Annotated in this window: 27 protein-coding genes; 7 read left to right on the top strand and 20 right to left on the bottom strand. The window is 49.8% G+C overall.

Annotation, left to right across the window (positions count from 1 at the left end):
• Window positions 1-97: 97 nt before the first annotated feature.
• Window positions 98-775 carry a Na-translocating system protein MpsC family protein gene (locus LDO05_RS04295; protein WP_251377680.1) on the bottom strand — a complete coding sequence of 226 codons (678 nt, stop codon included), beginning with the start codon at window positions 773-775 and terminating at the stop codon, window positions 98-100.
• A gap of 1,470 nt (window positions 776-2,245) precedes the next feature.
• On the opposite strand from LDO05_RS04295, the gene LDO05_RS18835 reads away from it, so the two are divergent.
• Together LDO05_RS18835 and LDO05_RS04290 are read left to right on the top strand one after the other, a co-directional pair.
• Window positions 2,246-2,368, top strand: a complete 123-nt coding sequence (locus tag LDO05_RS18835; protein WP_276575546.1) for a hypothetical protein — start codon at window positions 2,246-2,248, stop codon at window positions 2,366-2,368.
• The gene (locus LDO05_RS04290) at window positions 2,368-2,757 is read left to right on the top strand and encodes a type II toxin-antitoxin system death-on-curing family toxin (RefSeq protein WP_251377679.1); all 390 of its coding nucleotides are present in this window, start codon (window positions 2,368-2,370) and stop codon (window positions 2,755-2,757) included. Before LDO05_RS18835 ends, LDO05_RS04290 begins: the two co-directional genes overlap by 1 nt.
• 531 nt (window positions 2,758-3,288) lie before the next feature.
• On the opposite strand, the gene groL is transcribed toward LDO05_RS04290, so the two are convergent.
• From groL to LDO05_RS04255, 7 genes are all read right to left on the bottom strand, one after another.
• Entirely contained in the window at window positions 3,289-4,908 is a 1,620-nt protein-coding gene (gene groL, locus LDO05_RS04285; protein ID WP_251377678.1) for a chaperonin GroEL, read from the bottom strand.
• A 79-nt stretch (window positions 4,909-4,987) separates the two neighbouring features.
• Window positions 4,988-5,272 (bottom strand): co-chaperone GroES, encoded by a 285-nt coding sequence (gene groES, locus LDO05_RS04280; protein WP_127199559.1) that lies wholly within the window; start codon window positions 5,270-5,272, stop codon window positions 4,988-4,990.
• A gap of 367 nt (window positions 5,273-5,639) precedes the next feature.
• The gene (gene tatC, locus LDO05_RS04275; protein WP_251377677.1) at window positions 5,640-6,401 is read right to left on the bottom strand and encodes a twin-arginine translocase subunit TatC; all 762 of its coding nucleotides are present in this window, start codon (window positions 6,399-6,401) and stop codon (window positions 5,640-5,642) included.
• 144 nt (window positions 6,402-6,545) lie between these two features.
• Window positions 6,546-6,758: a twin-arginine translocase TatA/TatE family subunit gene (locus LDO05_RS04270; protein WP_251377676.1), complete on the bottom strand. Its 213-nt coding sequence runs from the start codon at window positions 6,756-6,758 to the stop codon at window positions 6,546-6,548.
• Between the two features lie 76 nt (window positions 6,759-6,834).
• Window positions 6,835-7,320, bottom strand: coding sequence for a MogA/MoaB family molybdenum cofactor biosynthesis protein (locus tag LDO05_RS04265; RefSeq protein ID WP_251377675.1), 486 nt, complete (start codon window positions 7,318-7,320; stop codon window positions 6,835-6,837).
• A gap of 39 nt (window positions 7,321-7,359) precedes the next feature.
• Window positions 7,360-7,827 (bottom strand): cyclic pyranopterin monophosphate synthase MoaC, encoded by a 468-nt coding sequence (moaC, locus tag LDO05_RS04260; protein WP_251377674.1) that lies wholly within the window; start codon window positions 7,825-7,827, stop codon window positions 7,360-7,362.
• 72 nt (window positions 7,828-7,899) lie between these two features.
• The gene (locus LDO05_RS04255; RefSeq protein WP_251377673.1) at window positions 7,900-8,529 is read right to left on the bottom strand and encodes a 5-formyltetrahydrofolate cyclo-ligase; all 630 of its coding nucleotides are present in this window, start codon (window positions 8,527-8,529) and stop codon (window positions 7,900-7,902) included.
• 254 nt (window positions 8,530-8,783) lie between these two features.
• Between LDO05_RS04255 and LDO05_RS04250 the strand changes: the two genes are divergently transcribed.
• The 3 genes from LDO05_RS04250 (at window position 8,784) to LDO05_RS04240 (ending at window position 12,493) form a co-directional block, all read left to right on the top strand.
• Window positions 8,784-10,733, top strand: a complete 1,950-nt coding sequence (locus LDO05_RS04250) for an ABC-F family ATP-binding cassette domain-containing protein (protein ID WP_251378602.1) — start codon at window positions 8,784-8,786, stop codon at window positions 10,731-10,733.
• Between the two features lie 435 nt (window positions 10,734-11,168).
• On the top strand, window positions 11,169-12,089 hold the full coding sequence (gene cysK / locus LDO05_RS04245; RefSeq protein WP_251377672.1) for a cysteine synthase A: 921 nt from the start codon (window positions 11,169-11,171) through the stop codon (window positions 12,087-12,089).
• 26 nt (window positions 12,090-12,115) lie between these two features.
• Window positions 12,116-12,493 carry a rhodanese-like domain-containing protein gene (locus LDO05_RS04240; protein WP_251377671.1) on the top strand — a complete coding sequence of 126 codons (378 nt, stop codon included), beginning with the start codon at window positions 12,116-12,118 and terminating at the stop codon, window positions 12,491-12,493.
• A gap of 105 nt (window positions 12,494-12,598) precedes the next feature.
• On the opposite strand, the gene LDO05_RS04235 is transcribed toward LDO05_RS04240, so the two are convergent.
• Window positions 12,599-12,973 carry a hypothetical protein gene (locus tag LDO05_RS04235; protein WP_251377670.1) on the bottom strand — a complete coding sequence of 125 codons (375 nt, stop codon included), beginning with the start codon at window positions 12,971-12,973 and terminating at the stop codon, window positions 12,599-12,601.
• 161 nt (window positions 12,974-13,134) lie between these two features.
• On the opposite strand from LDO05_RS04235, the gene LDO05_RS04230 reads away from it, so the two are divergent.
• Window positions 13,135-13,905, top strand: a complete 771-nt coding sequence (locus LDO05_RS04230; protein ID WP_251377669.1) for a YqcI/YcgG family protein — start codon at window positions 13,135-13,137, stop codon at window positions 13,903-13,905.
• A gap of 62 nt (window positions 13,906-13,967) precedes the next feature.
• Here the strand turns inward: LDO05_RS04230 and LDO05_RS04225 are convergent, their stop codons facing one another.
• The 11 genes from LDO05_RS04225 to tsaE all read right to left on the bottom strand — a co-directional run bounded on the left by LDO05_RS04225 (window position 13,968) and on the right by tsaE (window position 22,070).
• Entirely contained in the window at window positions 13,968-14,435 is a 468-nt protein-coding gene (locus LDO05_RS04225; RefSeq protein WP_251377668.1) for a GNAT family N-acetyltransferase, read from the bottom strand.
• Window positions 14,428-14,844 carry a DUF2500 domain-containing protein gene (locus tag LDO05_RS04220; RefSeq protein WP_251377667.1) on the bottom strand — a complete coding sequence of 139 codons (417 nt, stop codon included), beginning with the start codon at window positions 14,842-14,844 and terminating at the stop codon, window positions 14,428-14,430. The genes LDO05_RS04225 and LDO05_RS04220 overlap by 8 nt, the downstream gene beginning before the upstream one ends.
• A 223-nt stretch (window positions 14,845-15,067) precedes the next feature.
• A complete protein-coding gene (locus LDO05_RS04215; RefSeq protein WP_251377666.1) occupies window positions 15,068-15,646 on the bottom strand; it encodes a DUF1572 family protein in 579 nt (192 codons plus the stop codon).
• Window positions 15,647-15,688: 42 nt separating this feature from the next.
• Window positions 15,689-16,888, bottom strand: a complete 1,200-nt coding sequence (locus LDO05_RS04210; protein ID WP_251377665.1) for an SLC45 family MFS transporter — start codon at window positions 16,886-16,888, stop codon at window positions 15,689-15,691.
• Window positions 16,889-16,891: 3 nt separating this feature from the next.
• Window positions 16,892-17,626, bottom strand: a complete 735-nt coding sequence (locus tag LDO05_RS04205; protein ID WP_251377664.1) for a glycerophosphodiester phosphodiesterase — start codon at window positions 17,624-17,626, stop codon at window positions 16,892-16,894.
• A 77-nt stretch (window positions 17,627-17,703) separates the two neighbouring features.
• Window positions 17,704-18,168: a PH domain-containing protein gene (locus LDO05_RS04200; protein ID WP_251377663.1), complete on the bottom strand. Its 465-nt coding sequence runs from the start codon at window positions 18,166-18,168 to the stop codon at window positions 17,704-17,706.
• 83 nt (window positions 18,169-18,251) lie between these two features.
• Entirely contained in the window at window positions 18,252-19,040 is a 789-nt protein-coding gene (locus LDO05_RS04195; protein ID WP_251377662.1) for an SDR family oxidoreductase, read from the bottom strand.
• A 97-nt stretch (window positions 19,041-19,137) separates the two neighbouring features.
• A complete protein-coding gene (tsaD, locus tag LDO05_RS04190) occupies window positions 19,138-20,187 on the bottom strand; it encodes a tRNA (adenosine(37)-N6)-threonylcarbamoyltransferase complex transferase subunit TsaD (RefSeq protein ID WP_251377661.1) in 1,050 nt (349 codons plus the stop codon).
• Entirely contained in the window at window positions 20,184-20,711 is a 528-nt protein-coding gene (rimI, locus tag LDO05_RS04185) for a ribosomal protein S18-alanine N-acetyltransferase (RefSeq protein WP_251377660.1), read from the bottom strand. The genes tsaD and rimI overlap by 4 nt, the downstream gene beginning before the upstream one ends.
• A 14-nt stretch (window positions 20,712-20,725) precedes the next feature.
• Window positions 20,726-21,574 (bottom strand): tRNA (adenosine(37)-N6)-threonylcarbamoyltransferase complex dimerization subunit type 1 TsaB, encoded by an 849-nt coding sequence (tsaB, locus tag LDO05_RS04180; protein WP_251378601.1) that lies wholly within the window; start codon window positions 21,572-21,574, stop codon window positions 20,726-20,728.
• A 4-nt stretch (window positions 21,575-21,578) separates the two neighbouring features.
• Complete coding sequence (gene tsaE, locus LDO05_RS04175; protein ID WP_251377659.1) at window positions 21,579-22,070, bottom strand: tRNA (adenosine(37)-N6)-threonylcarbamoyltransferase complex ATPase subunit type 1 TsaE; 492 nt, start codon at window positions 22,068-22,070, stop codon at window positions 21,579-21,581.
• A 216-nt stretch (window positions 22,071-22,286) separates the two neighbouring features.
• Here tsaE and ku point away from each other — a divergent pair, with 216 nt between their 5' ends.
• Window positions 22,287-23,207 (top strand): non-homologous end joining protein Ku, encoded by a 921-nt coding sequence (gene ku, locus LDO05_RS04170; protein WP_251377658.1) that lies wholly within the window; start codon window positions 22,287-22,289, stop codon window positions 23,205-23,207.
• Window positions 23,208-23,230 lie beyond the last annotated feature (23 nt).

The following is a 23,230-nucleotide window of genomic DNA, read 5'->3' as shown; positions in this document are numbered from 1 at the left end:
TGCTTAACACAAATAGCCAAAAAAAGAGTGTACTCACCCTTTCTTTGGCTTATGTCCAGCTCATTCTCATGTCTGACCCATTACAACCGGTATGTAATTATTGAAAAGTATAAGCAATCACACTTCGATCCTGTGAGAAGTCCCAATCCACATAAATATCGGATAGTGTCTTGTTCAGAACTTTCGTAAAACCTGTCTCCTGATCCAAATACCGCTTCTCCATCTTGCGCTTGGTACTTTTGAGTATATTCTCATATCCCAAGTCAAGAAGCTCCTTCTCCAAAATAATAAGAATGCCTTCCCGAACCACAATGAGGGTCTTGGAGTTCAACCACCAGGAATCAATATGTACAGGCTCCTTCTGAACCATGCCGCTTACCTTGATAACATGGTCATGAACGCTCTTCTGTCCCCGGTAAGGCGCGGACTTCTCACTGTGCAGCTCGAATAATCCGACGATCATTCCCGAGGCGTTGTGAAGACCCCAGTCGTAATACAGCTCCTCTGTTACGAGTCCAAGCTCCGCCTTCATATAAGCAGACAGCTCAGGCAGCAGCGATTTCATTAGAAGTTCTCTGGTGTATCTAAGGGCCTGCTCCTCTTCTTTATCCAGCAGGAACTGTTCTACCGGGCTGATGAAGTTACGAATATGTATCGCAATTCCGCACTCTCCTATGGAGACGTTAACGGATTCAGGACCTTTGCCGAACCGGTTCCGCAAGAGTTTTCCGGTAAAACTGGAAATTAGAGTATTTTTTTCCTTCAGTGTTATCATTCTAACACACCTCCTCCAAATACTAAATGAAATAACTTAAATTAGATATTAATAGATTGAGCTTTGCTTGGTCAATTGGTATTCGTATGCCTAGAAAATATAACAATATAATTGTCATCATTTATGGCATGTAGTAATATGGGTATAAAGATAACAGACGTATGATACATTAAATAAGGGATCGGTGGCACCCGATCCCCTGCACAACAGCTTGAGTGGAGTTACTCCTCCATAATGATTCAAGGGAAGAAGTGACCTGCACGGTTTGCCGACCTAGAGCAGGTTACTTCTTTTTTCGTTCGATGTATGTCAGCAGCGCGATAATAAACGCAGCAAAACCAATTACATCCGCAAAAGAGAAGTTCATACGCCTCACCTCCTTTCTGGAGGAAGGCGCACCCACTCAAGGTGTGTTGTACATGCCTATTATATCAGGCCGTTCCATTCTATGGATACGGTCTTTATATATTGTTGCTAATTATTATCCACATCCAGGCTGCCAACGATTAATTATGAAGAAGCAAATGAATACAAATCAACTATAGAATGCAAAGCAACCAGGATGTAACAAATTAAGAGTAGTGTAAGAATAACACTGTTCTGTGAGAAATATACCTTCTTGTTTGACCTCTTTGCCTTGATATCGTGCAGGATTGCAACCAACATTCCAACGCTCCCCAGTAGATAGAGGCAGAGTTTTATTAATTCCATTTACTCACCAGCTCCCCTTTCTCGTCCCTTTCACATTTCTTATATAAGTTACGATACCCCGGGAAATTATGGAAATCAATGTTGGAAATATGACTGTGATCTTAAATACTCAACAGACATAAGATAATTTGATGAGGGATCGGTGTCTGCCGATCCCCTGCACAACAACTTCTATGAGGTTACTTCTCTATGATCGGCTTACAATCTGATTAAGCGACCTGCACTGGCCCTATCCTGAGCAGGTCACTTATTTATCGGCTCCATGCATGTCAGCAACGCAATATAAACGCAGCGCAACTAGTAACATCTGCAATGAGATCGTTCCTGTTTCTAAAGCAGTCCTTCTTTTATTTTGCACCTTATTGGCAACCTGATATTGCTGTTCTATAGGATTGATAGCCTACTCGGATTAAGTGGCACACTATGTCTTACGGTCGGGGCAACTAACTAGTATAAGTAACGAACTGATTTCGTTGGCGGGGATAAAGACAAAAAGCGATGCCAAAGATTAAGATTTATTACATAACTCGGGGGTAATTAATTCATATCACCTATTATACTCTCATCATCCCTAACTGTAGAACATCAAACTCAATGGGAGTTCCCAACTCTCCGTTGTACGTGTTACGTGTTACGTGATAAAATAGTTGTATGCTTTTACCATATAATAGTATGTAATATCGTTCAGGGGGCAATGCTTTTACAAAGTTAAAGTTTTTAGAGGTGATTGCCATGAGCGATAATAAGGAGGAGAAAAAAATGATCGAAAACAAACAAAGTATACAAAAAACAACAGTAGCAAGTAATGAAAACGTCATGAACGTTGCTAAAATGGGCATGAAAAAATATAGAAAAACGTTGAATAAACTGGCTAAAAATTAATGTATGTAAAATTAACTCCAGAACAAATTATCGAAATACACGATGAAGAACTGATGCAAACAGGTGGGCTCCCAGGGATTAAAGACCGGGGTTATGTTGAACTTCTTTCTGAAAAGCCCTTTTCAGACTATTTCGGAGAAGAACAATACCCCGGTTTATTCTTGAAAGCAGCAGTATTAATGCACGGAATTATAGCAGCTCACTGTTTCAATGATTGCAACAAAAGAACCGCAGTTGTTTGTACATATACGTTCTTATATTTAAATGGCTACGAATTAGTTGTTGACGAAGATGAATTGTTTGATATTACTATCTCTGTAGCTACAAAAGACATTGACCTACATATATTATCCAATTGGTTACAAGAAAATACGGTAAATATTGGATAGTCACTCTAAATTGGGTGGCTTTTTTGTTACTCTAAATGTTCATTGTTCGGATTGAAATGTGAAACAGCAAGGACATTTTCTCTTATTGGAACGTTCCGAGTTTAGAGATTTGGCTTAAAAACAGTCTATAACTCGGAAGATACTATAGGTACATCATACCGCTTCCCCCAACTGCTCAACTAGAAGAATCATTAACGGAGTAGCCCAAAAAATATTACGATTTTTGAAAGGAATAAGAGGAGCATTTATTACCTCATGATCAGTGCAAGAGTTAATAAACGCACCTAGTAACGTTAGATAATTCCTAAGATTCTTCTGTGTATTAAACCTACGATCATCTAGAAAATCTTGAAAAGCAAACCTTAACAACACAAAAACCACTCCTTAATAACATTATTAAGAAGTGGTCGTTGCTTCATTTATAATTTGTAACAGTGACAGCTTCAGAAATCCTTATCTAAGTAAGATAAAAATTCACGCCGCTTAGGACAAGCTGAAAGGCTCAAAATGCCTTACAGATTGCACCCTTTATTACATCATGCCGCCCATGCCGCCCATATCAGGCATAGCTGGCTTTTCTGGTTCTGGCTTATCAGCGATAACCGCTTCAGTTGTCAGGAACAGTCCTGCAACGGATGCAGCGTGCTGCAGTGCGGAGCGGGTAACCTTGGCAGGGTCAACGATACCTGCTTCGATCATGTTCACCCATTCGCCGGTAGCTGCGTTGTAGCCTACGCCGATTTGTTCTTTCTTCAGACGCTCAACGATAACAGATCCTTCTTCGCCAGCGTTAGCTGCGATGGTACGGATCGGCTCTTCCAGCGCGCGAAGCACGATGTTCACGCCAGTCTTCTCGTCGCCAGTCACATTCACTGCAGATACAGCGTGGTAGACGTTCACAAGGGCAGTACCCCCACCGGATACGATACCTTCTTCAACCGCAGCGCGGGTTGCGTTCAGAGCGTCTTCGATGCGAAGCTTGCGCTCTTTCAATTCAGTCTCAGTAGCCGCACCAACTTTGATTACTGCTACGCCGCCAGCGAGTTTAGCCAGACGCTCTTGCAGCTTCTCTTTGTCGAACTCGGAAGTAGTCTCTTCCAGTTGGGAACGGATTTGGCTAACGCGAGCAGCGATATCATTCTTGTCGCCGCTTCCGTCAACGATAGTTGTAGCTTCTTTGGTTACGCGCACTTGGCGAGCGTTACCGAGCTGCTCGATGCTTGTGCTCTTCAGGTCAAGACCGAGCTTCTCAGTGATCACTTGGCCACCAGTCAAGGCAGCGATGTCTTGAAGCATTGCCTCGCGACGGTCGCCAAAGCCAGGAGCCTTAACAGCTACTGCGTTGAATGTACCACGAAGTTTGTTCACGATCAGCATAGCTTGAGCTTCGCCTTCGATATCTTCAGCGATGATCACAAGCGGACGGGCTTGTTGAACGATCTTCTCAAGCACAGGCAGAATTTCTTGTGTGCTGCTGATCTTCTTGTCTGTGATCAGGATGTATGGGTTATCCAGAACAGCTTCCATTTTGTCTGTATCTGTGATCATATATGGAGAGATATATCCGCGGTCGAACTGCATACCTTCAACCACTTCAAGCTCAGTCGCGAATCCGCGGGATTCTTCAACAGTGATAACGCCGTCTTTGCCGACTTTCTCCATAGCTTCAGCGATCAATTCGCCTACTTCTTCGTCAGCAGCTGAGATGGCAGCTACTTGTGCGATGGATTGCTTGCCTTCGATCGTTTTGGAGATCTTTTGCAGTTCTTCTACAGCTGCGCGAACCGCTTTGTCAATTCCTTTGCGAAGACCGATTGGGCTTGCACCCGCAGTAACGTTCTTCAGACCTTCACGAATGAGGGCTTGTGCAAGAACAGTTGCTGTAGTTGTACCGTCACCGGCCACATCGTTCGTCTTGGTTGCTACTTCTTTAACAAGCTGGGCACCCATATTCTCGAATGCATCTTCAAGCTCGATTTCTTTGGCAATTGTTACTCCGTCATTTGTGATGAGCGGGCTTCCGAATTTCTTCTCAAGCACCACGTTGCGTCCTTTTGGTCCAAGAGTTACTTTTACCGCATTTGCCAAAGCGTCAACCCCGCGAAGCATTGCGCGGCGAGCGTCTTCACTGAATTTAATGTCTTTTGCCATTGTTCAAAAACCTCCCTGATAAATTTAGTAATCAATTATCTTCACTTGCGCTTATATTGAAGTTCAGGACCACGCCTCATTAGCCAATGACCGCGTGAATGTCGCTTTCTTTCATAATCAAGTATTCTTTACCTTCATACTTAATTTCTGTTCCGGCATATTTGGAGAACAAGACTACGTCGCCCTCTTTCACTTCAAGAGCTACACGAACACCGTCCTTGTTGACGGAACCGCTGCCGACAGCGATTACTTTGCCTTCTTGCGGCTTCTCCTTAGCGGAGTCGGGAAGTACAATCCCGAATGAAGTTGTTTCGTTTTGTTCGATCGGTTCTACCAGTACGCGTTCACCTAAAGGTCTGATCATGAAAAATAGCCTCCTTAATTAGTTATGTTGTGTTAAGCTATGGATTGAACTAAAGGCTACGTAACCGAGTCTTGGAGAGTTGCTCCTAGACCGTTTTTGACGTTCTTTTCTTTAGTTCATTCCATATAGGATACACTGAATGTTAATGTTAGCACTCAACATCGTGTAGTGCTAACAACCAACTTTATGATACTAGGTGTTGCTTCAGATTTCAAGTCCCTGTGACCATTTTTTTCTTGGACACGCCCCTTACATCCTATCCGAAGATCACCCTAAATATTCCTCTTTTTTCAAGCTTATTCTCATAATAAAAATAGCCCTCCCCTCATCCGGCTAACCCTAGCCTTAGAGAAGAGGACACTACAGCTCAATCCTCGTATTTCGCTCTCCGCTCCGCATCAGCAGCCAGCTGCTTGCTGTACATTCTTCCTGACAGCATGACACTGAATTCATAGAGAAGAATCATAGGAATCAGCACCAGAAAAGCCGAGAAGAAATCGGGAGGTGTGATCATAACGGACACGACCACCAAGGCGAAATAAGCCACCCGGCGCATCTTCTTAAGCCGCTTGGGGTTAAGAAGCCGCAGCTGGGTCAGGAACAGCACGACGATCGGCAGCTCGAACAGCAGCGAGATCGGGAGAATAATATTCGTCAAGAACTTGAAATAGTCCGTTATTCCATAGGTCTCGACCAGACCGAGCTGCTGGTTAAGACTTGAGGTGAACTGCATTGCCAGAGGAAATACAACATAATATCCGAAAGCCACACCAACCAGGAAGCAAATAAACACAAACGGGATGTATTTCAAGGTAGCCCGGCGTTCCTTAGGCTTAAGACCCGGGCTTACAAAGGCCCATACCTGATACACCATAAACGGCAGGGTGATGGCCAAAGCCACGATCAGGGCAATCTTCATATATACATTGACCCCGTCCCAGAAGGAGAATGCGTTCAGCTTCAGTTCCAGGCCCGTGGGACCGTGTGCGGTCAAATAGTCGTATACCGGATGGGCAACGAAAAATCCGCCTACAAGCACCAAAACAAATAAGATCAGTGTAACAAACAGACGTTTGCGAAGCTCAGATAAATGATCGACAACTGACATTCCATCCTGTTCGTCAGGCATGAAGACCGCCCTCCTGTATTCAGACATAAACAAAGCACCTCCCGGTGCCCGCTTAACAGCGAAAAATGATAACGTTGAACTCAAAATTCTTGAGGTCAACCTATATATCCTCAAAAAAAACTCCTTCCTTCGGGAAGGAGTCCGTTATTCCGGAAGCCGGCGTTCAGCTGCCTGCGGCTGTTCTGGCCTTGGTGGCAGCGGCTCCGTCTTCTTCACCGGAGGTTCATCGTCCATAATATCACGGGTAGCTTCTTTGAATTCACGGAACGTACGGCCCACAGCCCTTCCCAGATCCGGAAGCTTATTTGGTCCAAACAGCAGCAGGGCTGCGATTACAATCAGGATAACACCGCCCATCCTTATTCCCTCCGTTCTGTCACTTGCTATTGTCCAATCATAACATAAGTTAATCACAGTTACAGCCGGGTTAACACTATAACCGGAACTGTCCTGTAACCATCAGCAGGGCCTCGGGTAACTGGCCCATAATCGCTGCCAGATTCTCATGCACACCCTTGGGGGTTCCGGGAAGGTTCACAATCAAGGTACGTCCCCGAATACCTACAACACCCCGGAACAGCATGGCCGCCGGGTTCTTCTGCATCGCGCTTGCCCGCATCGCTTCCGCCATCCCCGGAACTTCCCGTTCAATAATGCGGCGCGTCGCTTCCGGGGTTACATCACGGGCAGCAAGCTCCGTCCCCCCGGTTGTCAGAACCAGATTGGCCTGAAAGTAATCGGTCATCTCAATTAAAGCCGCAATAATCTCATCTTGTTCGTCAGGAACAATGCGGTATTCCACAATCTCTCCGCCCAGTTCTTCCTCGACCAGTTCCCGGATAACCTGGGCGCTCGTATCTTCACGTTCGCCTCGGGCTCCCTTGTCGCTAGCCGTCAAGATCGCTGTTTTCCATACCATGAAGTCACCCTCCTTATCCGAATTGGAACATTTATCCGCTTATATCCCGAGGTTATAATCGCCGCTCTTCCCGCCCGTCTTCGATTTCAGCAGCGTTGGTCCGATAACCATATCCTTCTGCAGCGCCTTGCACATATCGTAGATGGTCAGGGCGGCTGCGGATGCACAGGTCAAAGCCTCCATCTCCACCCCGGTCTTGCCCTCGGTCTTAACGGAGGCCTCAATATATAGCTCGTCCTCTCCATTATCGGTGAAAATAATGTTCACGCCGGTCAGAGGCAGAGGATGGCACATCGGAATCCAGTCCGAAGTCCGCTTGGCCGCCTGAATCCCGGCGACTTGAGCCACCGCAAGCACATCCCCCTTGCCGACCCGGCCTTCCTTAATCGCGAGCAGCGTAGATGGAAGCATGGTTACTTTTGTTACAGCCACTCCGGTGCGGACCGTAATCTCTTTGCTCGAGATATCCACCATCTTGGCACGGCCCTGTTCATTGAAATGCGTCATCTTACCGTGTTCTGAACCTGATTCTGTCAAGATCTTCCCAACCTTTATCGTGAATTGCAATGCCGTGCTTGTCTATTGAGTACGAATAACACCTGCTGAGGTAAAAAGAAGATTAAGCCTGAAGTCATGCTCCTCCATCGGAATGCCGCTTATGATCTGTTCCCGGAACGCCAAGGCCGCTAGCAAAGGCATCGGCTTCCGGGCCTCCCGGCGCTGTCTGCCCAGCTGCTCCATGAACCGGTCATAGTATCCTCCGCCAAAGCCGATCCGGCCGCCGGCAAGATCATACGCAAGACCAGGTACAATAACCAGGTCAATCCTGGCATACTGATCAGGCTCCCACTGCGGCAGGTGCTCTGCCGGTTCGGGAATCCCCCAGCTGCCGGCTGCCACGCCCTCTTCCCCGTCAAGCTCATGCAGCGCGAAGCTCTCGGGCCCGGTTATCCGCGGAACCAGAATGCGGTCTCCCCGGGACCAGCAGCTTCGGATAAGCGGAAGTGTAGCAGGCTCGTCCCGAAAGGCCAGATAGACGAACACTGTAAGCCTTCCATCTTCCTTGTCGGCGCGCAGCGGGGCAAGAACCTCCGCTTCGGCGAGGAGACTGGCCGACTCGGATTGCCCCACTCTTGAAGCCTCAGGGATTGCAGCACGGACTCTTGCCATCCGGGTGCGCAGCTCTCTCTTGACATCCGGTATGCCCAAGTGAACATCACCCTTCTTTCAGGTTAGGGTACCGGTTACAATCTAACCATATTAATTCCAGCCCATACACCATCATATCTCTCTTTAGTTTATCACTGTTCTGTGAAAATGAAAACTTGATACGGAAGGCCTTCATGGCTATATTCATACATCTGCTGCATGGCGGTGCATTTGAGGGATGTTTCATGTACACTAGGGTTAACAACGCCTGACTTCAGGCCAGGTTTCTTATAGATATGGAGGATATACAAGTTATGCTGCTTCAAGCAACAGATATCAGAAAATCCTATGGCACCACAAATATACTTGAGGGCATCGGCCTTCAGATTCTCGAGCGTGACCGCATCGGACTCGTGGGTGTTAATGGCGCTGGCAAATCCACGCTGCTGCAGATCCTGGCTGGGGAAATATCTTACGACAGCGGACAAATCTTCAAGGCCAAGGAGACCACCATCGGCTACCTCGCCCAGAACAGCGGACTGCAATCGGAACGCACCATCTGGGAGGAAATGCTGTATGTATTCAGTCCTCTAATTGAGGCAGAAGCGGAACTCCGCCGAATGGAGCTTGAGATCGCCAATCCCGAAACCGCCGGGAACGCGAAGGCATTCGAAGACCTGCTGGAGCGTTATGCCCGGAAGTCCGACTGGTTCAAGGATCATGGCGGATATGAAATGGAGACCCGGATTCGCAGTGTCCTTCACGGTATGGGCTTTGGCTCGTTCCCGCCCGACACCCTGATCTCGACTCTCAGCGGTGGACAGAAGACCCGCCTCGCCCTGGCCCGAATCCTGCTTCAAGCTCCTGACCTCCTTATGCTCGATGAGCCGACCAACCATCTGGATATTCAGACACTGACCTGGCTGGAGGATTACCTTCGCAGCTACTCCGGCGCGCTGCTGATTGTCTCGCATGACCGTTATTTCCTGGATCGTCTGGTCACTGCTATTGTGGAGATTGAACGTCACCAATCCCGGAAATATACGGGCAACTACAGCCGGTATATTGAGCTCAAGGCTGCCGAGTACGAGAGTCAGATGAAGCAGTATGAGAAGCAGCAGGACGAGATTGCAAGACTTGAGGATTTCATTCAGAAAAATATTGTCCGTGCCTCAACCACCAAGCGTGCCCAAAGCCGGCGCAAAGCCCTGGATCGGATGGAGGTTATGGAACGTCCTCTTGGCGATCTGAAGAAAGCGAGCTTCTCCTTCGAAGCCGGGATTATGTCCGGCAAGGAAGTGCTGCAGGTGGATGAGCTCGCCTATTCTTTTGACAAAGAAAAAGAAAAGCCCCTGTTCCAAAACGTAAGCTTTGACCTGCGCCGCGGAGAGACGGTGGCTCTCATAGGACCCAACGGGATCGGCAAATCCACGCTGCTCAAGATCTTAACCGGTGACCTGAAGATGACTTCCGGTCGGCTGAACTGGGGAACCAAGGTCAAGCTGGGTTATTATGACCAGGAACAGACCCATCTTAACCCGAAGAATACGGTCCTTGAAGAACTATGGAGTGCCTTTCCGCATATTGAGGAAGCCCGAATCCGCAGCGTTCTGGGCAACTTTCTATTCAGCGGCGAGGATGTTCTGAAGCGGATCGCCGCCTTAAGCGGGGGCGAGAAGGCCCGGGTAGCTCTGGCCAAGTTAATGCTGCTGAAGGCGAATCTGCTCATCCTGGATGAGCCGACCAACCACCTGGATTTATACAGTAAGGAGGTTCTGGAAGCGGCCTTGATGGAGTACGACGGAACCCTGCTGTTCATCTCTCATGACCGTTACTTCCTCAACAAGATGGCCGAGCGGATTATTGAGCTTCATCCGGGCGGGGCCGAACCCTATTTGGGCAATTATGATGATTACCTGGAGAAGAAGCAGGAGCTGGCCGAGCTTGCCCAGGAGAAAGCTGCCGCGAAGCCTGCCTTATCCAAGAAAACGGATGAAGATATTCCTGAAGAGAATACAGGTGCGAGATCATATGAAGCCGACAAGCAGGCCAGACGTGAAGAACGCAGCCGGCAGCGCCGGATTGAACAGCTGGAGCAGCTGATTGCGCAGCATGAGGATAGCATCGCGGGACTTGAAGCGGAGCTTGCTGAGCCGGAAGTCTATCAGGATTACGCGGCCGTACAAGAACGGCAGTCCCGTATAGATGGACTGAAGGCCCAGCTGGCCGAGGCCTATTCAGAATGGGAAGAGCTTCTTGCCTGAGGGAATTGTTAAATTCAATTCATATCCAAAATATTTTTTTAACACTACCGCTGAGATCAGCCTCAATTATGCACAGGATTATCCACAATATTAAGAATTTAGTCCTTACTCAGACGGCCTCTCAGGTCGTCTTTTTAGCCACTTTATGCAGTGTAACGGTTCTTATCCACTTAATTATCCACATTATCCACAAAACACACAGAAGATTGTGAAAAGATTGTCCCCTTTTTCATGATTCATATAAAAGGAGACTGGGTAAGGGTTTCATCACTTTATACACATTATTCAGGTAAACTGTGGATAACCTTGTCCACAACTTGACAACTATGACTTTAGCCCCATAGAGATCCAGGAAGTCTTTTGGCGGCATGCTTGAATGCTTGTTCCGGAACCGATACAATAATACAAATCCATGCTGCGAAAGGCGGGCTCTTCTTGTCCAATAAAGTGGTAGATAGCATTACTGATCTGATCGGGGACACCCCCGCAGTCAGATTGAACCGGCTTGTCGGGCCGGAAGATGCCGAGGTCTACGTGAAGCTTGAATATTTCAATCCAAGCCGAAGCGTGAAAGACCGGGCAGCTTATCATATGATTACAAGGGCTGAACAGGAAGGCCATCTTGTCCCGGGTTCGACGCTGATCGAGCCGACCAGTGGGAATACCGGAATCGGGCTGGCGATGAACGCAGCCGCTAAGGGCTACCGTGCGATCCTGATCATGCCTGACAATATGACAGCGGAACGAATCAACATTCTGAGAGCCTACGGGGCAGAAGTTGTGTTGACCCCTGCAGCCGAGCGGATGCCTGGAGCGATTGCCAAAGCGCTGGAGCTGCAGGCGCAAATTCCGGGCAGCTTCATCCCTCAGCAGTTCGAGAACCCGGCCAATCCCGATGCTCACCGCGGAACTACAGCGCTTGAGATTATTGAACAGATGGAAGGCCGCCTGGATGTCTTCGTGGCCTCATCCGGAACCGGCGGTACGATCACGGGAACAGGTGAGGTTCTGCGTGAGCATCTCCCGGATATTCAGATCTATGTGGTGGAACCCAAGGGATCTCCTGTTCTATCCGGCGGAATACCCGGGCCCCATAAGCTCGTGGGAACAAGCCCCGGCTTCGTCCCTTCCATTCTAAATACAGATGTGTATGATGAGATTGTACAGGTTGCCGATGAAGACGCACTGGAGACCACCCGCCTGCTTGCCAGCCGGGAAGGTATTCTGGTTGGTCCTTCCGCCGGGGCAACCGTCTGGACCGCAGTACAGCTGGCCAAGAAGCTCGGCCGCGGCAGACGAATATTATGCATCGCTCCCGACACAGGTGAGCGGTATCTGAGTATGGATATTTTTTGAGACACTAGAAAGGTGGAGATTCTATAATGAGTAGGGTTATTGAGGGTGTATCCCATGTGGACCGGGAAGAGCTGTACGAGCTTCTTCACGACAAGGAGAGAAATGTGCTGGTCATTGATGTAAGAGAGCTTGAAGAATACGAGGACGCTCATATTCCTTCTGTTCCTCTGATTCCAATGGGTGAGATTGCCGCTTATATTGATGATTTCGATAAGGACCGCGAGTATGTCTTTGTATGCCGGAGCGGCGGACGCAGCTTCCAGGTTACGAGATTCTTCCAGAGCCAAGGCTTCAATAAGGTTCATAATTATGAAGGCGGTATGCTAAATTGGGATAAAGAAGTGACAGGCGGGCCCGAGAATGTAATTGTAACCTTTAACCCTGAGCAGCTTGAACGGAACTAAGAAATGGTGTCCAGATTATAGCAAACAGCCCTGAACCGAATCTGATCATTCAGAACGGCTCAGGGCTATTAAGTGCGAAGTGTAAGATATAGATATCATGCCCTCTTACATATTGGATATAAGCAAGCCTAATATGTACAGGAATCCGAGAATCATACTAATTCCGCCTGTCAGCAGAAAAAAAGCTACATTTTTGCGGTTTTTGGTTCTTTTCCAAATACCATATACACATAGGAAAAGCCCCGCTATCACGGCCAGGAGCCAAATGACATGTCCCCATATTTCAAGCAGCTGCAGCGTATCGGTCAGAAACAGTACCAGGAATAGCGCCTGCAGCGCTAGAGTCATCCAGGTGTATTTGAAGAAGGACCGATCAAATTCCGAAGTAATCTGCCTTCTTCTATTGACCTCCATAACCAGTAAAGGAACCAGAACGGCCCCTGCTAAAAGCAAAATCATGAGCATTACGGCAACCGACATCGTACTAACCTCTCTTTCTGACTGTAAACGTACGCAGTTAAACGCTGGTATCAAAAGCAGCCGCTTGAAGTAATCTTCGAGTACTGCTTATTAAAGTTCACCCGGGCGGGACAGTCACCTGTCTACCTCTATTCTAATAAGCTGTCATAAAGGAGTGGTGCATGATGATACTTTATGACAATCAGATGATGGAGGGCCACTCTGTTCCCCGGGAAGATTGGCAGGTTGCGGCCTATCACGCTTTCGCTGCGAAGATGACGAACAAGGAAGATAAGTTCCCGTGCATTCCCGCCACACTTGGTTTCTCCCTAGGCCATCTGAGGTATGGATTTGTCTCCGACCCCCGAAGCCCCGATGCGGAACAGACCATGGCTGATTTGGTAAGAGCATACACAGAGAACTCCCGCCAGTATGGTAAATATACATCGCTCATTCTATTCTTTCATACCCCGAGTGACCTTAGGACTACTTTCTCCGTTGAACAGTATGAATCCTTGTTCTGGGATCTGCTGGGCAGGACAGGGCAGAATGACCAGCGGGAATGGCCGCAGCATATTCCACTTGACCCATCGAACCATGTGTGGGAGTTCTGCTTCCATGCAGAATCCTATTTCGTCTATTGTGCTACACCCGCTCATACCCGGCGTCAAAGCCGTCATTTCCCTTTCTTCATGCTGGCTCTAACGCCCCGGTGGGTATTGGTGGAATTCAATTCACGTCCGAAGCAGGCTGACACGATGAAGCCGCTGATCCGTCAAAGACTTGAAGCCTACGATACGATAGGTCCGCACCCCGATCTAAAGCTCTATGGGGATGCCGATAATTACGAGTGGAAGCAGTATTTCCTGAGGGATAATGAGACAACCGCTCCATCGTGTCCCTTCAATCATGGAAGATTGGGTAAAAGGAAAGCCCACTCATCAAGCAATTAGGCGACTTCGGCGCTGTTACGTACTTCCTTCTTATTGGTCCTCGAGCTAGAGTCAGATCTCCCTTATACCGGCTGAAGTCCCAGGAAGTAATGATAGAACTCGTTGTCTCTGACATATCCGTTCTTCTCATACAGAGATTGTGCCGTGCTATTCGTTAACGCAGTGGATAACTGCAGCCCTTTGGCACGAACCTTCTCCGCATAATCCTTGGCCGCGTCCAGCAGCAGTTGACCGATTCCCTGCTTCCGGCAGAACTCATCAACATACAAATCGTTCAGAAGCAGCAGCCGTCTCATGGAGATCGAAGAGAACAGCGGATACAGCTGTATGAATCCAAGCAGTTGTTCTGCAGGGTCAGCCTTCGCACAGAGAATAATAGATTCCTGATGCTCAAAGCGATCGAACAAGAAGTTCCGTGCTCCCTCTAGGTCGGGGGCCTGCCCATAAAAGACTCTATACTTGTTGAACAATTCAGCAAGTTCATTCAAATCTTCTATAGTTGCCTGATACACTCTGTAGTTATTAGACATATTGTGTGTATTTCCCTTTCATTCTCCGATTGAAGTTCATGAATCGCCCGCCCTGATAGGTAATCTCACCTTCATCCTTCTCAACCAGCAGACCGAATTCGCGTGCGGCCATCTGAAATTCCATCCGGGCTCCGTTCTCGAGCTCAAATGTTATATAGTAATTCGTGGAGGGAGCCGTGTTCCCAACACCTTCCCACACTTCCGTTCTCTTCGACACAACCACAGCTTGCTTCGTTAACATGCTCTTGCTGTTGTTAGCCGACCATACCATTAACCCTTTAATGATAGCATACGCAAAGGTGCCTATCATAACAACCAGCAGTGTACCCCCAAAAATCTTAGACCACAAGGGAACCCCATCCAGGAACTCCAACCAAACATCAGGTCCGAATCTGAAAGTGTTATCCATGGCTGCACAGCCTTTCTGTCATTATATTAGTCAGGATCAGACTTTACAAATGACTTTATGATAAGCGAGGAATTCAAGTATCTAACCCATTTTCCATAATTATACATGTTTTTCCGTGAGTTGTAATCTATGTAGTGAGATTTATAGAATATATTGATAAAATACTTCGTAACGCAAATAGACCGAAGCCTGTTCGGGCTTCGGTCTATCATACTTCTTGGCGCTACTCGTGCTTCTTCAGCTCTTCTACCGTGAAGTTTCTAACTACCGTATCATTAGAGAATTGCTCCGCATGATCAGACCCGGAGCTGTTCCGCGGTATGGTCAAGCTAAGCCAGCTTCCATGCTTGAGCAGCTTGGCCGCATAGATGATCTGCCCGACATGGTAAGGATAATGGGCCAGCTGCCGGTTGACCGCTTCCATCACGGTCTGTCCTTCATTGCGGATATAGATAGTCCCGAGCAGTTGATCGGGGCGCAGATCATCCAATGCCCCAAACAGGCAAGCCCAGCCAGCTTCCCACTTTCTCATAAGTTCTTCTTTGTCCACGATGATATCATGTACAAATTCCTCGTCGCGGTCCCTCCAAGGCTTCTCCCCATCTTCTGTCAAGAAATGAGTCCATCTGGACAGCATATTTCCGCTCAAATGCTTGACTATCGTTGCAATACTGTTGGTATCATCATTATAAGCCGTGAACAGCTGTTCCGGCTCCAGCTGCTCGATGGCCTGCTCCCCAAGCTCTTTATAATACCTGAATTGACTTCTGATACTATCCAGATAAATTTGACCGCTATCCATATGCTCCACCCTTTCTATATATGTAATACCTTATTAACCAGTTCATAGCGACGAGGCAGAAGACTTAGCCGCATGAGGCTGAACGTAGTCTTCTCTTACAGCCAGAAGGCATATGAATGCCAGCACAAGTCCTGAGGAAGCCGCAATGAACAGCATCTGATAACCGAGCAGATCCATCAGCAATCCCAGAAGTGGAGGAGAGATAATAGCCGCAAGCGAGGAGACCAGGTAATAGAGACCTGTTCTTGTGCCTATGCTCTCCTCCCTACCCGTCGAGACCACCCAGGGGTACGAGTTGATGTTGATGCATGCCCAGAAGATTCCCCCCACAATAAGCAGAATTCTAAGCACCAGGGCTGACTGTACAAAAATGATTGCGCCGAAGACCAGAAGCAACCCGATCACTCCTGCCAGGATCATCCGCTTCTTGCCATACTTCGCACCAAGCCAGCCGCTCGGCAGCGCAAAGGCCAGAAAGGCCAGGGAGAAGAACGTCAGCGAGGAAGACGCCGCTTTATCGGACATGCCCAAGTGCTTGGTTCCATACAGGGTGAACAAGGCTTCAACCCCTTGGTAGGCAACGAACCAGAAAAAAATCGCAAGCAGGATCAGAATCGTTGTTCTATTCAGCTGCTCTTTGACCCGGACGGCCGGCTTCTTCTCCGCATTCCCAGGCTGCTGCAGAGCCTCAGGCTCCTGAATAACAAGCTTGAGTACGAACATGGAGAGGAGCATGACTGCACCGGCACCTACAAATGGCACATAAGAGCCAATTCCGTACAGCTCGGACCCAACCCCGAATGCGAGTACGGAACCGAGCCCGCCCATTAAATTAATGATTCCGTTCGCCTTGGTCCGCTGCCGCTCCGGGGTAATATCCGGCATCAAAGCAACCGTAGGGGAACGGAACAGACTCATCGAGAGGTTCATGAGGACCATGAACAGCACCAGCGTGAAGAGACTCGTGTACCATGGAATCAGCGTGACAAATACCGCTCCAAGCGGCATGCCGATCAGCAGATAAGGCATCCGCCGGCCATATCGTGTCCGCGTCCGATCACTTCGGTGCCCGATCCAGGGCTGGATGAACAGAGCCAGATAGTTATCAAGGGTCATCATAAAGCCGATCATCGAGACTTTGGTTAAATAATCATCAAGAAATAAAGGCACAAAAGCATTGTACAGCGCCCAGGTTAGACTAATGCTAAAAAAACCAAGTCCCAGCAGCCAGGTTCTCTTCATCCCTTAACCTCCCAGAGAAGCCAGCAGCTCCGCCAGACGATCCGGATAGTCCGTAATTATGCCCGATACCCCCGCTTGAATAAGAGACCTCATTTCCTCAGGATCATTCACCGTGAAAGGATGATAGGGCATCCCATGCCGGGCAGCCTCAGCAGCAAGCTCGGGAGTAACCGCATACTTGAAAGCGTGCAGTGCATTTGCGCCAATTCCCGCCGCATACTTCCAAGGTTCAAAGAGCCCTTCCATATATAAAATACCGGTATGTATGTCTGGAGCCAGCTTTTTGCACAGAGCCAGGGAATAGTGATTGAAGCTGGAAATAATAGTCCGCCCGGAAAGGCCGAACCTTCTGATCTCCTCGATCACTTTCATCTCAATGTCCGGATACTGCACAATCCCATTCTTAAGCTCCAGATTCACGATAATATCCTGATCCCGCGCAAGCTCAAGCAGCTCCGCAAGCGTTGGAATCGCTTCACCACGATAATCTTCATGAAACCAGGCTCCCGCTTCCTTCTGCTTGAGCTGTGCAAGCGTCAGATCTTTCACCCACTCTGGTGATCCGGCTGTACGCTGCAGCGTCTCATCATGGATCAGGACCAGATGGCCATCCCGGGTCATCTGTACATCGGTCTCAATCCCCGTAGCACCAAGCTCAATACTTCTCAGAAATGACACCATGGTGTTCTCGGGACAGTGACCTGCCGCCCCCCGGTGTGCGAAATTAATAACGGGCATTTCTCATCCTCCTCAGGTATAAATGCTTACTCCACTATAGCTTCTCAATGTAAAATCCATATTATCATCATCAGTAGCTATAGCTGCTTATTGTCCAGAGGCTCAACATAGATTCCATAGTTCCTGCTCTTAAGCTCTTCTATGAAAGCCTCCTTCTCTAAAGGAGAGATGATTACGCTGCTCCAAAGTCCATTTCTATAATGTACTTCAATAGCATCCCGTGAGAACAACATCCGGTAACCTGCCCAGATATTCGGTTGTCTAGTAACCTTGGTAATATCACTGTACTTAATTTTTGATTGAATGAAGCCTCCCCTGACAATAAGGTGGTCCTTGGTCAGCACATACTTAAGATCAGCGACCAGCCAGATGATAAGGCCAGCCACAAGCACCTCAATCACACCCACGACAAGGAGCTGCAGGTACACAATTGGGGTGAATAGCAGGGGTACAAACAGCGATAACGTGATCAGTACAAGAGTGCCCACCCACAGAGTCACATAGAACCGGTCCCGGGCTGTTTTGTATACAACAGGGGTCATTATATTCCTCCTTTCGCCTTTGTTATAATTCTATCCTACAAAGGTAAAATAAGGTATCCAGGTTTGAAAAATATGACGGCTAATTATAGCCCCCTCAGCATCCCTCCATCAACCATGATGGATTGACCTGTCACATAGGTATTGGCAAATGAACCGTAAAAAGCAACCAGTCGGGCAAATTCCTCCGGTGTCCCCATCCGCCCAAGTGGAATAGCCTCAGCAGCTTCAGCCTGGATGGATTCCAGAGAAGTTCCTTTCTTCTCCGCGCGGGCAGTATCCAGCTCGGTGATCCGGTCTGTAGCAATACGTCCAGGAGCAATCGTATTAATTAGAATCCCATCCTTCGCCAGCTCCTCCGCGAGTGTCTTAGTAAGTGATTGAACACCCGCACGGAACACATTCGACAGGATGAGTCCCGGAATCGGCTGCTTGATCGAAGTCGATGCCAGATTGACGATCCTTCCTCCACCCGCTGACCTCATATAAGGGACCGCTTCCCGGATCATGCGGATTACACTGAGCAAATTCAGTTCAAATCCTCTCTGCCAATCTTCATCGCTCATATCGGCAAAGGTTCCTCCCGGCGGTCCACCGGCATTGGTGACCACCACATCCAGACCTCCCTGGGACTCTGCCGCTGTCTTGATGGCCTGGCGGATATCCTTCTCATCAGTAACGTCCATACAGACGGTATTCACTGTGTACCCGGTTGCTTTGAGAATCTCCTCCCTGGCATGGCTAAGCTGCTCCTGATTTCGGCTTGCTATGGTTACAAGTGCCCCTTCCCGGGCAAAAGCAAGCGCACTGGCTCTGCCTAATCCTTTGCTTGCCGCAGCCACAAAAACGGATCTTCCTGATAGACCCAGATTCATATTCAGCACCTCCGATTAGATTGAATTTGTATTCCTACTGGATATAGACAAAAGCCCATCCTGCGTTGATCAGGATGGACATGGTGTAAGTTCATATTTAATTGCCGACCGACCATTCTTCGAGCGATAGTCCCGGCTCCGCCTTCATGGTCTGCGGTGCGAACTCGCCATGCACAAGCTTCAAGTAAGCAGCCGCACCGATCATAGCCGCATTATCCGTGCAATACGCAAGCGGCGGAATTCTCAGCGTGATGCCTTCACGTTCACAGCGTGCGGTCAAGGCCTCACGCAGCCCCCGGTTCGCCGCCACTCCCCCGCAGAGCAGAAGCTCGGCAGCTCCGGTTAACCGCATGGCCCGGATCGCTTTCTCGACCAACACCTCAATGACCGATTCCTGGAACCCGCGGGCAATGGCGGGAATATCCGGGGTCTCGCCCCGCATCTTTGTCTGGTTGAGCACATTCAGCACCGCGGACTTGAGACCGCTGAAGCTAAAGTCAAACGAGTCCGGCTCAAGCCAGGAACGGGGAAGCTCTGCCGAATTCTCAGCCTCATGCGCAAGCCGGTCAACATAAGGACCACCCGGATAAGGGAAGCCCAGCGCCCGAGCAACTTTATCATAAGCCTCTCCTACCGCATCATCCCGTGTCCGGCCGATTAATTTGAACTGCCCTTCGCTCTCCATATGGACAAGCTCTGTATGCCCGCCGGATACGACCAGCGCGATGCTTGGATACGAGATCTCCTGAACCAGACGGTTCGCATAGATATGCCCCGCAATATGATGGGTGCCTATCAAAGGCTTGTCGAGTGCAAAGGCCAGACTCTTCGCCGCCATAATCCCTACAAGCAGTGCGCCCACCAGACCAGGGCCCTGTGTCACGGCAACCGCGGAGAGCTTGTCTGGTGAGATGCCCGACTGCTGAACAGCCTCCTGAAGCATCATAGTAATACTCTCGACATGTTTGCGGGAGGCGACTTCAGGTACGACGCCGCCGAAGGCTTTGTGTGTCTCGATCTGGCTGAAAATGAGGTTGGAGAGCACTTCCCGCCCGTTCTTGACGACCGATACGGAAGTCTCGTCACAGCTTGTCTCCACAGCCAGAATGAAGCTGTCCTCTACTAACTTTGTATCCAATCCACTCATAAGTCCCATTCGCTTCCTTCCCCATGTTGGGCAACAATATCATCAGGCAGATCGCACCACATAATCAGCGCATCCTCCTGATTGTCTGAATAATAGCCTTTGCGCAGTCCTACCGGGCGGAAGCCAAGCTTGCCGTACAGGGATTGGGCCACCGTGTTGGAGACACGGGCTTCCAGGGTCATCCTGGTCATCCCTATTCTCCCGGCCAGAAGCATCATCTCCCGCATTAGCCTCTCCCCCAGATGCTGGCCGCGGTAAGCGGAGCGCACCGCAATATTGGTCACATGGGCTTCATCCACCACCGTCCACATGCCCGCATAACCGATCGGAACTCCGTCCTTCTCCATAATGATATATTTGGCAAAATGATTCTGCGTCATCTCGCTGTGGAACGCATTCTCCGTCCAGGGCAGCGTAAAGGATTCATGTTCAATAATCATCACATCCGGAATATCCTCAAGCGTCATGGGACGGAACCGGATTCCGTCACCGGACTGCAGGCTGCCCGCTTGTTCTGCTTCCATATCCGATTCCCCCCTTACACGCCGCGAAGCAGATTCGCTTCCGCTTCCGCAAGCTGGGTATAATTCGGGACGAGCGAATGCACCTCGTCCGATTCGCCGCGCAGGAGCCGGTCCGCGCCCAGCAGACCGGCCCAAGCGCCCTCAAGCACGTAAGGCCGCGTCTCAAGCCGCCCGCCCAGCAGCGGGCGGAGCGCCTCCGCGGCCGCGCCGTGCACCTCCGTCTCGCCGGTGAACCACACGGCGGACGGCCGCGCCTCTGGCGCGAGCGCCTCCAGGCGTCCGGCAAGCGCTGTAACCCAGCGCTCCATCAGCCGGATGCCATCCGGCGCCAGGCGCCGGGGCAGCTCGCCCGGCGCCGCCTCGAACAGCGCGGTATACACTTGACCGCGCCGTGCATCCATCAGCGGAATGATCCATTCCGCTGGGGCCCTGCCCGCAGCAGCCTGCGCAGCGGCTGCTGGCGGGGACTCGCTGCGGCGCCCTGCCGCAGCTTCGAAGGCCGCGGGCGGCTGGCCCGTGCCGGCGGCCCAGCCGCCAAGGCCCAGGGCGGCGAGGCTGGAGATGCCCGCCACCGGCAGACCCATGGACCACGCCAGGGTCTTGGCCGTGGTCACGGCGATCCGGATGCCCGTGTAGGACCCCGGACCGATTCCGGTTCCGATGCCGCCAAGCTGGCTCTTCGCAAGGCCGGCCTCCGCAAGCACCTCCTGGATCGCGGTGATCAAATGCACCGAGTGATTCCGCTCGGCGGTAATATTGCGCTCAGCCAGCAGCCGGCCGCCATCCATAGCGGCTACAGCCAGCGAAGCCGTAGACGAATCGAAGGTAAGCGTATAACGCGGCTCTCCTGAATTGTTACTCATCATTTCATACAGTTCCCCATTCTCTCTTTAGATCCGGAAGCCATTGCCCATAAGGTGCCCCCTGCGCCTTCAAATAAATCCGCCGCTCATTCATGCCCGTAACCTCAAGATACATCTGCAGATAGCAGGAAGGCAGAAGCTCCCCAATCAGGCTCGCCCATTCCACAAGCGTGACACCCTGGCCTTCGAAGTATTCCTCCAGCCCCAGCTCGTCCGCTTCTTCCAGTGACAGCCGGTATACATCCATATGATAAAAGGGCAGTCTGCCCTCATATTCCTTAATAATAGTGAAAGTAGGGCTGTTCACCTGCTGTTCAACCTTGAGGTGCTTGGCGAACAGCTGGGAGAACGCGGTCTTTCCTGCCCCCAGATCACCATCGAGCGCTATAACCGTTCCAGGCTGCGCCCGATCAGCCAGAAATGCGGCCAGTCTCTCGGTATCTGCCAGATCATTCGCCTGCAGGATAAGATCTGCTGCTTCCTTGTCAAATTCCATGGGATAAACCACCTTTATCCATTCATCCTTCATTTACATACCCATACATCTGTTCTCATTATATCGGTACCTTGTCCCCCCCGCAAGAAACCGGGAATTATTTGTACCCGGTGCCTCATTGTTATTAGATAGCCCTTTTTGTCCCATACTAAAGGTAATCAGCATCGTGCACGACCTCTAAATATAAGAATTGATTCAGAAAGGAGCCCGCCCTGTATGCATACGGTATGGAAAGGCGCAATCAGCTTCGGTCTTGTTCACGTTCCGGTGAAGATGTTCTCCGCAACCGAGGATAAAGACATCTCCATGAAATATATCCATAAAGCCTGCGGTAGCCCGATCTCTTACGTGAGACGCTGTCCTTCCTGTGAGAAGGATGTGGACTGGGAGGAGATCTCCAAAGGCTACGAGTACGAGAAAGGCAGATATGTCCTGTTCGAGAAAAGCGAGCTGGAGCAGCTGTCCGCCCAAGTGGAGCGGACAATTACTATTCTGGATTTTGTTGATCTCCAGGACATCGACCCGATTTATTTCCAGAAGACGTATTATTTATCCCCCGACCAGGCCGGTTCCAATGCCTATTTGCTGCTGCTTGAAGCGATGAAGCAGACAGGCAAGATTGGTATAGCCAAAATTGCCATACGCTCCAAGAGCAGTCTTGCGGCGATCCGGGTCATGGAGGGGTGTCTTGCGATTGAGACGATCTTCTATCCGGATGAGATTCGGCCGATCAGTCAAGTACCCAACCTTCCCGAGGCCGCCAGTGTGAACGATAAAGAGCTCGGCATGGCCAAGGTGCTAATTGAGCAGCTGTCTACTTCGTTCGAGCCTTCCAAATATTCGGACGATTACCGTGAATCCCTGATGAACCTCATCCAGCACAAGGTTGCAGGTGAGGAGATCAGCCTGGCTCCCGCGAAGCCGGAGAGCAATGTCATTGACCTGATGGCTGCCCTGCAGGCAAGCATTGAAGCTGTGAAGCCTATTGCAACGGATCCGGGACCTGCAGTCAAGAAGCCCCGGGCCAAGCGGGGAGCTGCAGCAGCTGCAGCCAAGGAGGATACGGCCGGTACGCCAACAGGCGCGCCCAAGCCCAAGCGGCAAAGTGCATCCAAAGCCAAGAAAACTATTTCTTAAGGAGGCGGCGGATTGCATAATCT

This window comes from Paenibacillus sp. YPG26 (assembly GCF_023704175.1).
GTDB lineage: Bacteria > Bacillota > Bacilli > Paenibacillales > Paenibacillaceae > Fontibacillus.
This window is presented reverse-complemented; position numbering and strand designations above follow the sequence as displayed.

Excerpts from the sequence above, each read along its gene's own strand:
- LDO05_RS04240 (WP_251377671.1), top strand. The coding sequence starts at position 12,116 with ATGAGTAGGGTTATTGAGGGTGTATCCCATGTGGACCGGGAAGAGCTG.
- moaC (WP_251377674.1), bottom strand. The coding sequence starts at position 7,827 with ATGACGCATTTCAATGAACAGGGCCGTGCCAAGATGGTGGATATCTCG.
- LDO05_RS04205 (WP_251377664.1), bottom strand. The coding sequence starts at position 17,626 with ATGCCCGTTATTAATTTCGCACACCGGGGGGCGGCAGGTCACTGTCCC.
- groL (WP_251377678.1), bottom strand. The coding sequence starts at position 4,908 with ATGGCAAAAGACATTAAATTCAGTGAAGACGCTCGCCGCGCAATGCTT.
- LDO05_RS04295 (WP_251377680.1), bottom strand. The coding sequence starts at position 775 with ATGATAACACTGAAGGAAAAAAATACTCTAATTTCCAGTTTTACCGGA.
- LDO05_RS04220 (WP_251377667.1), bottom strand. The coding sequence starts at position 14,844 with ATGGATAACACTTTCAGATTCGGACCTGATGTTTGGTTGGAGTTCCTG.
- tsaD (WP_251377661.1), bottom strand. The coding sequence starts at position 20,187 with ATGAGTGGATTGGATACAAAGTTAGTAGAGGACAGCTTCATTCTGGCT.
- LDO05_RS04290 (WP_251377679.1), top strand. The coding sequence starts at position 2,368 with ATGTATGTAAAATTAACTCCAGAACAAATTATCGAAATACACGATGAA.
- groES (WP_127199559.1), bottom strand. The coding sequence starts at position 5,272 with ATGATCAGACCTTTAGGTGAACGCGTACTGGTAGAACCGATCGAACAA.
- LDO05_RS04200 (WP_251377663.1), bottom strand. The coding sequence starts at position 18,168 with ATGACCCCTGTTGTATACAAAACAGCCCGGGACCGGTTCTATGTGACT.
- LDO05_RS04230 (WP_251377669.1), top strand. The coding sequence starts at position 13,135 with ATGATGATACTTTATGACAATCAGATGATGGAGGGCCACTCTGTTCCC.
- LDO05_RS04195 (WP_251377662.1), bottom strand. The coding sequence starts at position 19,040 with ATGAATCTGGGTCTATCAGGAAGATCCGTTTTTGTGGCTGCGGCAAGC.
- rimI (WP_251377660.1), bottom strand. The coding sequence starts at position 20,711 with ATGGAAGCAGAACAAGCGGGCAGCCTGCAGTCCGGTGACGGAATCCGG.
- ku (WP_251377658.1), top strand. The coding sequence starts at position 22,287 with ATGCATACGGTATGGAAAGGCGCAATCAGCTTCGGTCTTGTTCACGTT.
- LDO05_RS04215 (WP_251377666.1), bottom strand. The coding sequence starts at position 15,646 with ATGGATAGCGGTCAAATTTATCTGGATAGTATCAGAAGTCAATTCAGG.
- tsaB (WP_251378601.1), bottom strand. The coding sequence starts at position 21,574 with ATGAGTAACAATTCAGGAGAGCCGCGTTATACGCTTACCTTCGATTCG.
- tsaE (WP_251377659.1), bottom strand. The coding sequence starts at position 22,070 with ATGGAATTTGACAAGGAAGCAGCAGATCTTATCCTGCAGGCGAATGAT.
- tatC (WP_251377677.1), bottom strand. The coding sequence starts at position 6,401 with ATGCCTGACGAACAGGATGGAATGTCAGTTGTCGATCATTTATCTGAG.
- LDO05_RS04250 (WP_251378602.1), top strand. The coding sequence starts at position 8,784 with ATGCTGCTTCAAGCAACAGATATCAGAAAATCCTATGGCACCACAAAT.
- LDO05_RS04235 (WP_251377670.1), bottom strand. The coding sequence starts at position 12,973 with ATGTCGGTTGCCGTAATGCTCATGATTTTGCTTTTAGCAGGGGCCGTT.
- LDO05_RS04270 (WP_251377676.1), bottom strand. The coding sequence starts at position 6,758 with ATGGGCGGTGTTATCCTGATTGTAATCGCAGCCCTGCTGCTGTTTGGA.
- LDO05_RS18835 (WP_276575546.1), top strand. The coding sequence starts at position 2,246 with ATGATCGAAAACAAACAAAGTATACAAAAAACAACAGTAGCAAGTAAT.
- LDO05_RS04210 (WP_251377665.1), bottom strand. The coding sequence starts at position 16,888 with ATGAAGAGAACCTGGCTGCTGGGACTTGGTTTTTTTAGCATTAGTCTA.
- LDO05_RS04225 (WP_251377668.1), bottom strand. The coding sequence starts at position 14,435 with ATGTCTAATAACTACAGAGTGTATCAGGCAACTATAGAAGATTTGAAT.
- LDO05_RS04265 (WP_251377675.1), bottom strand. The coding sequence starts at position 7,320 with ATGGTATGGAAAACAGCGATCTTGACGGCTAGCGACAAGGGAGCCCGA.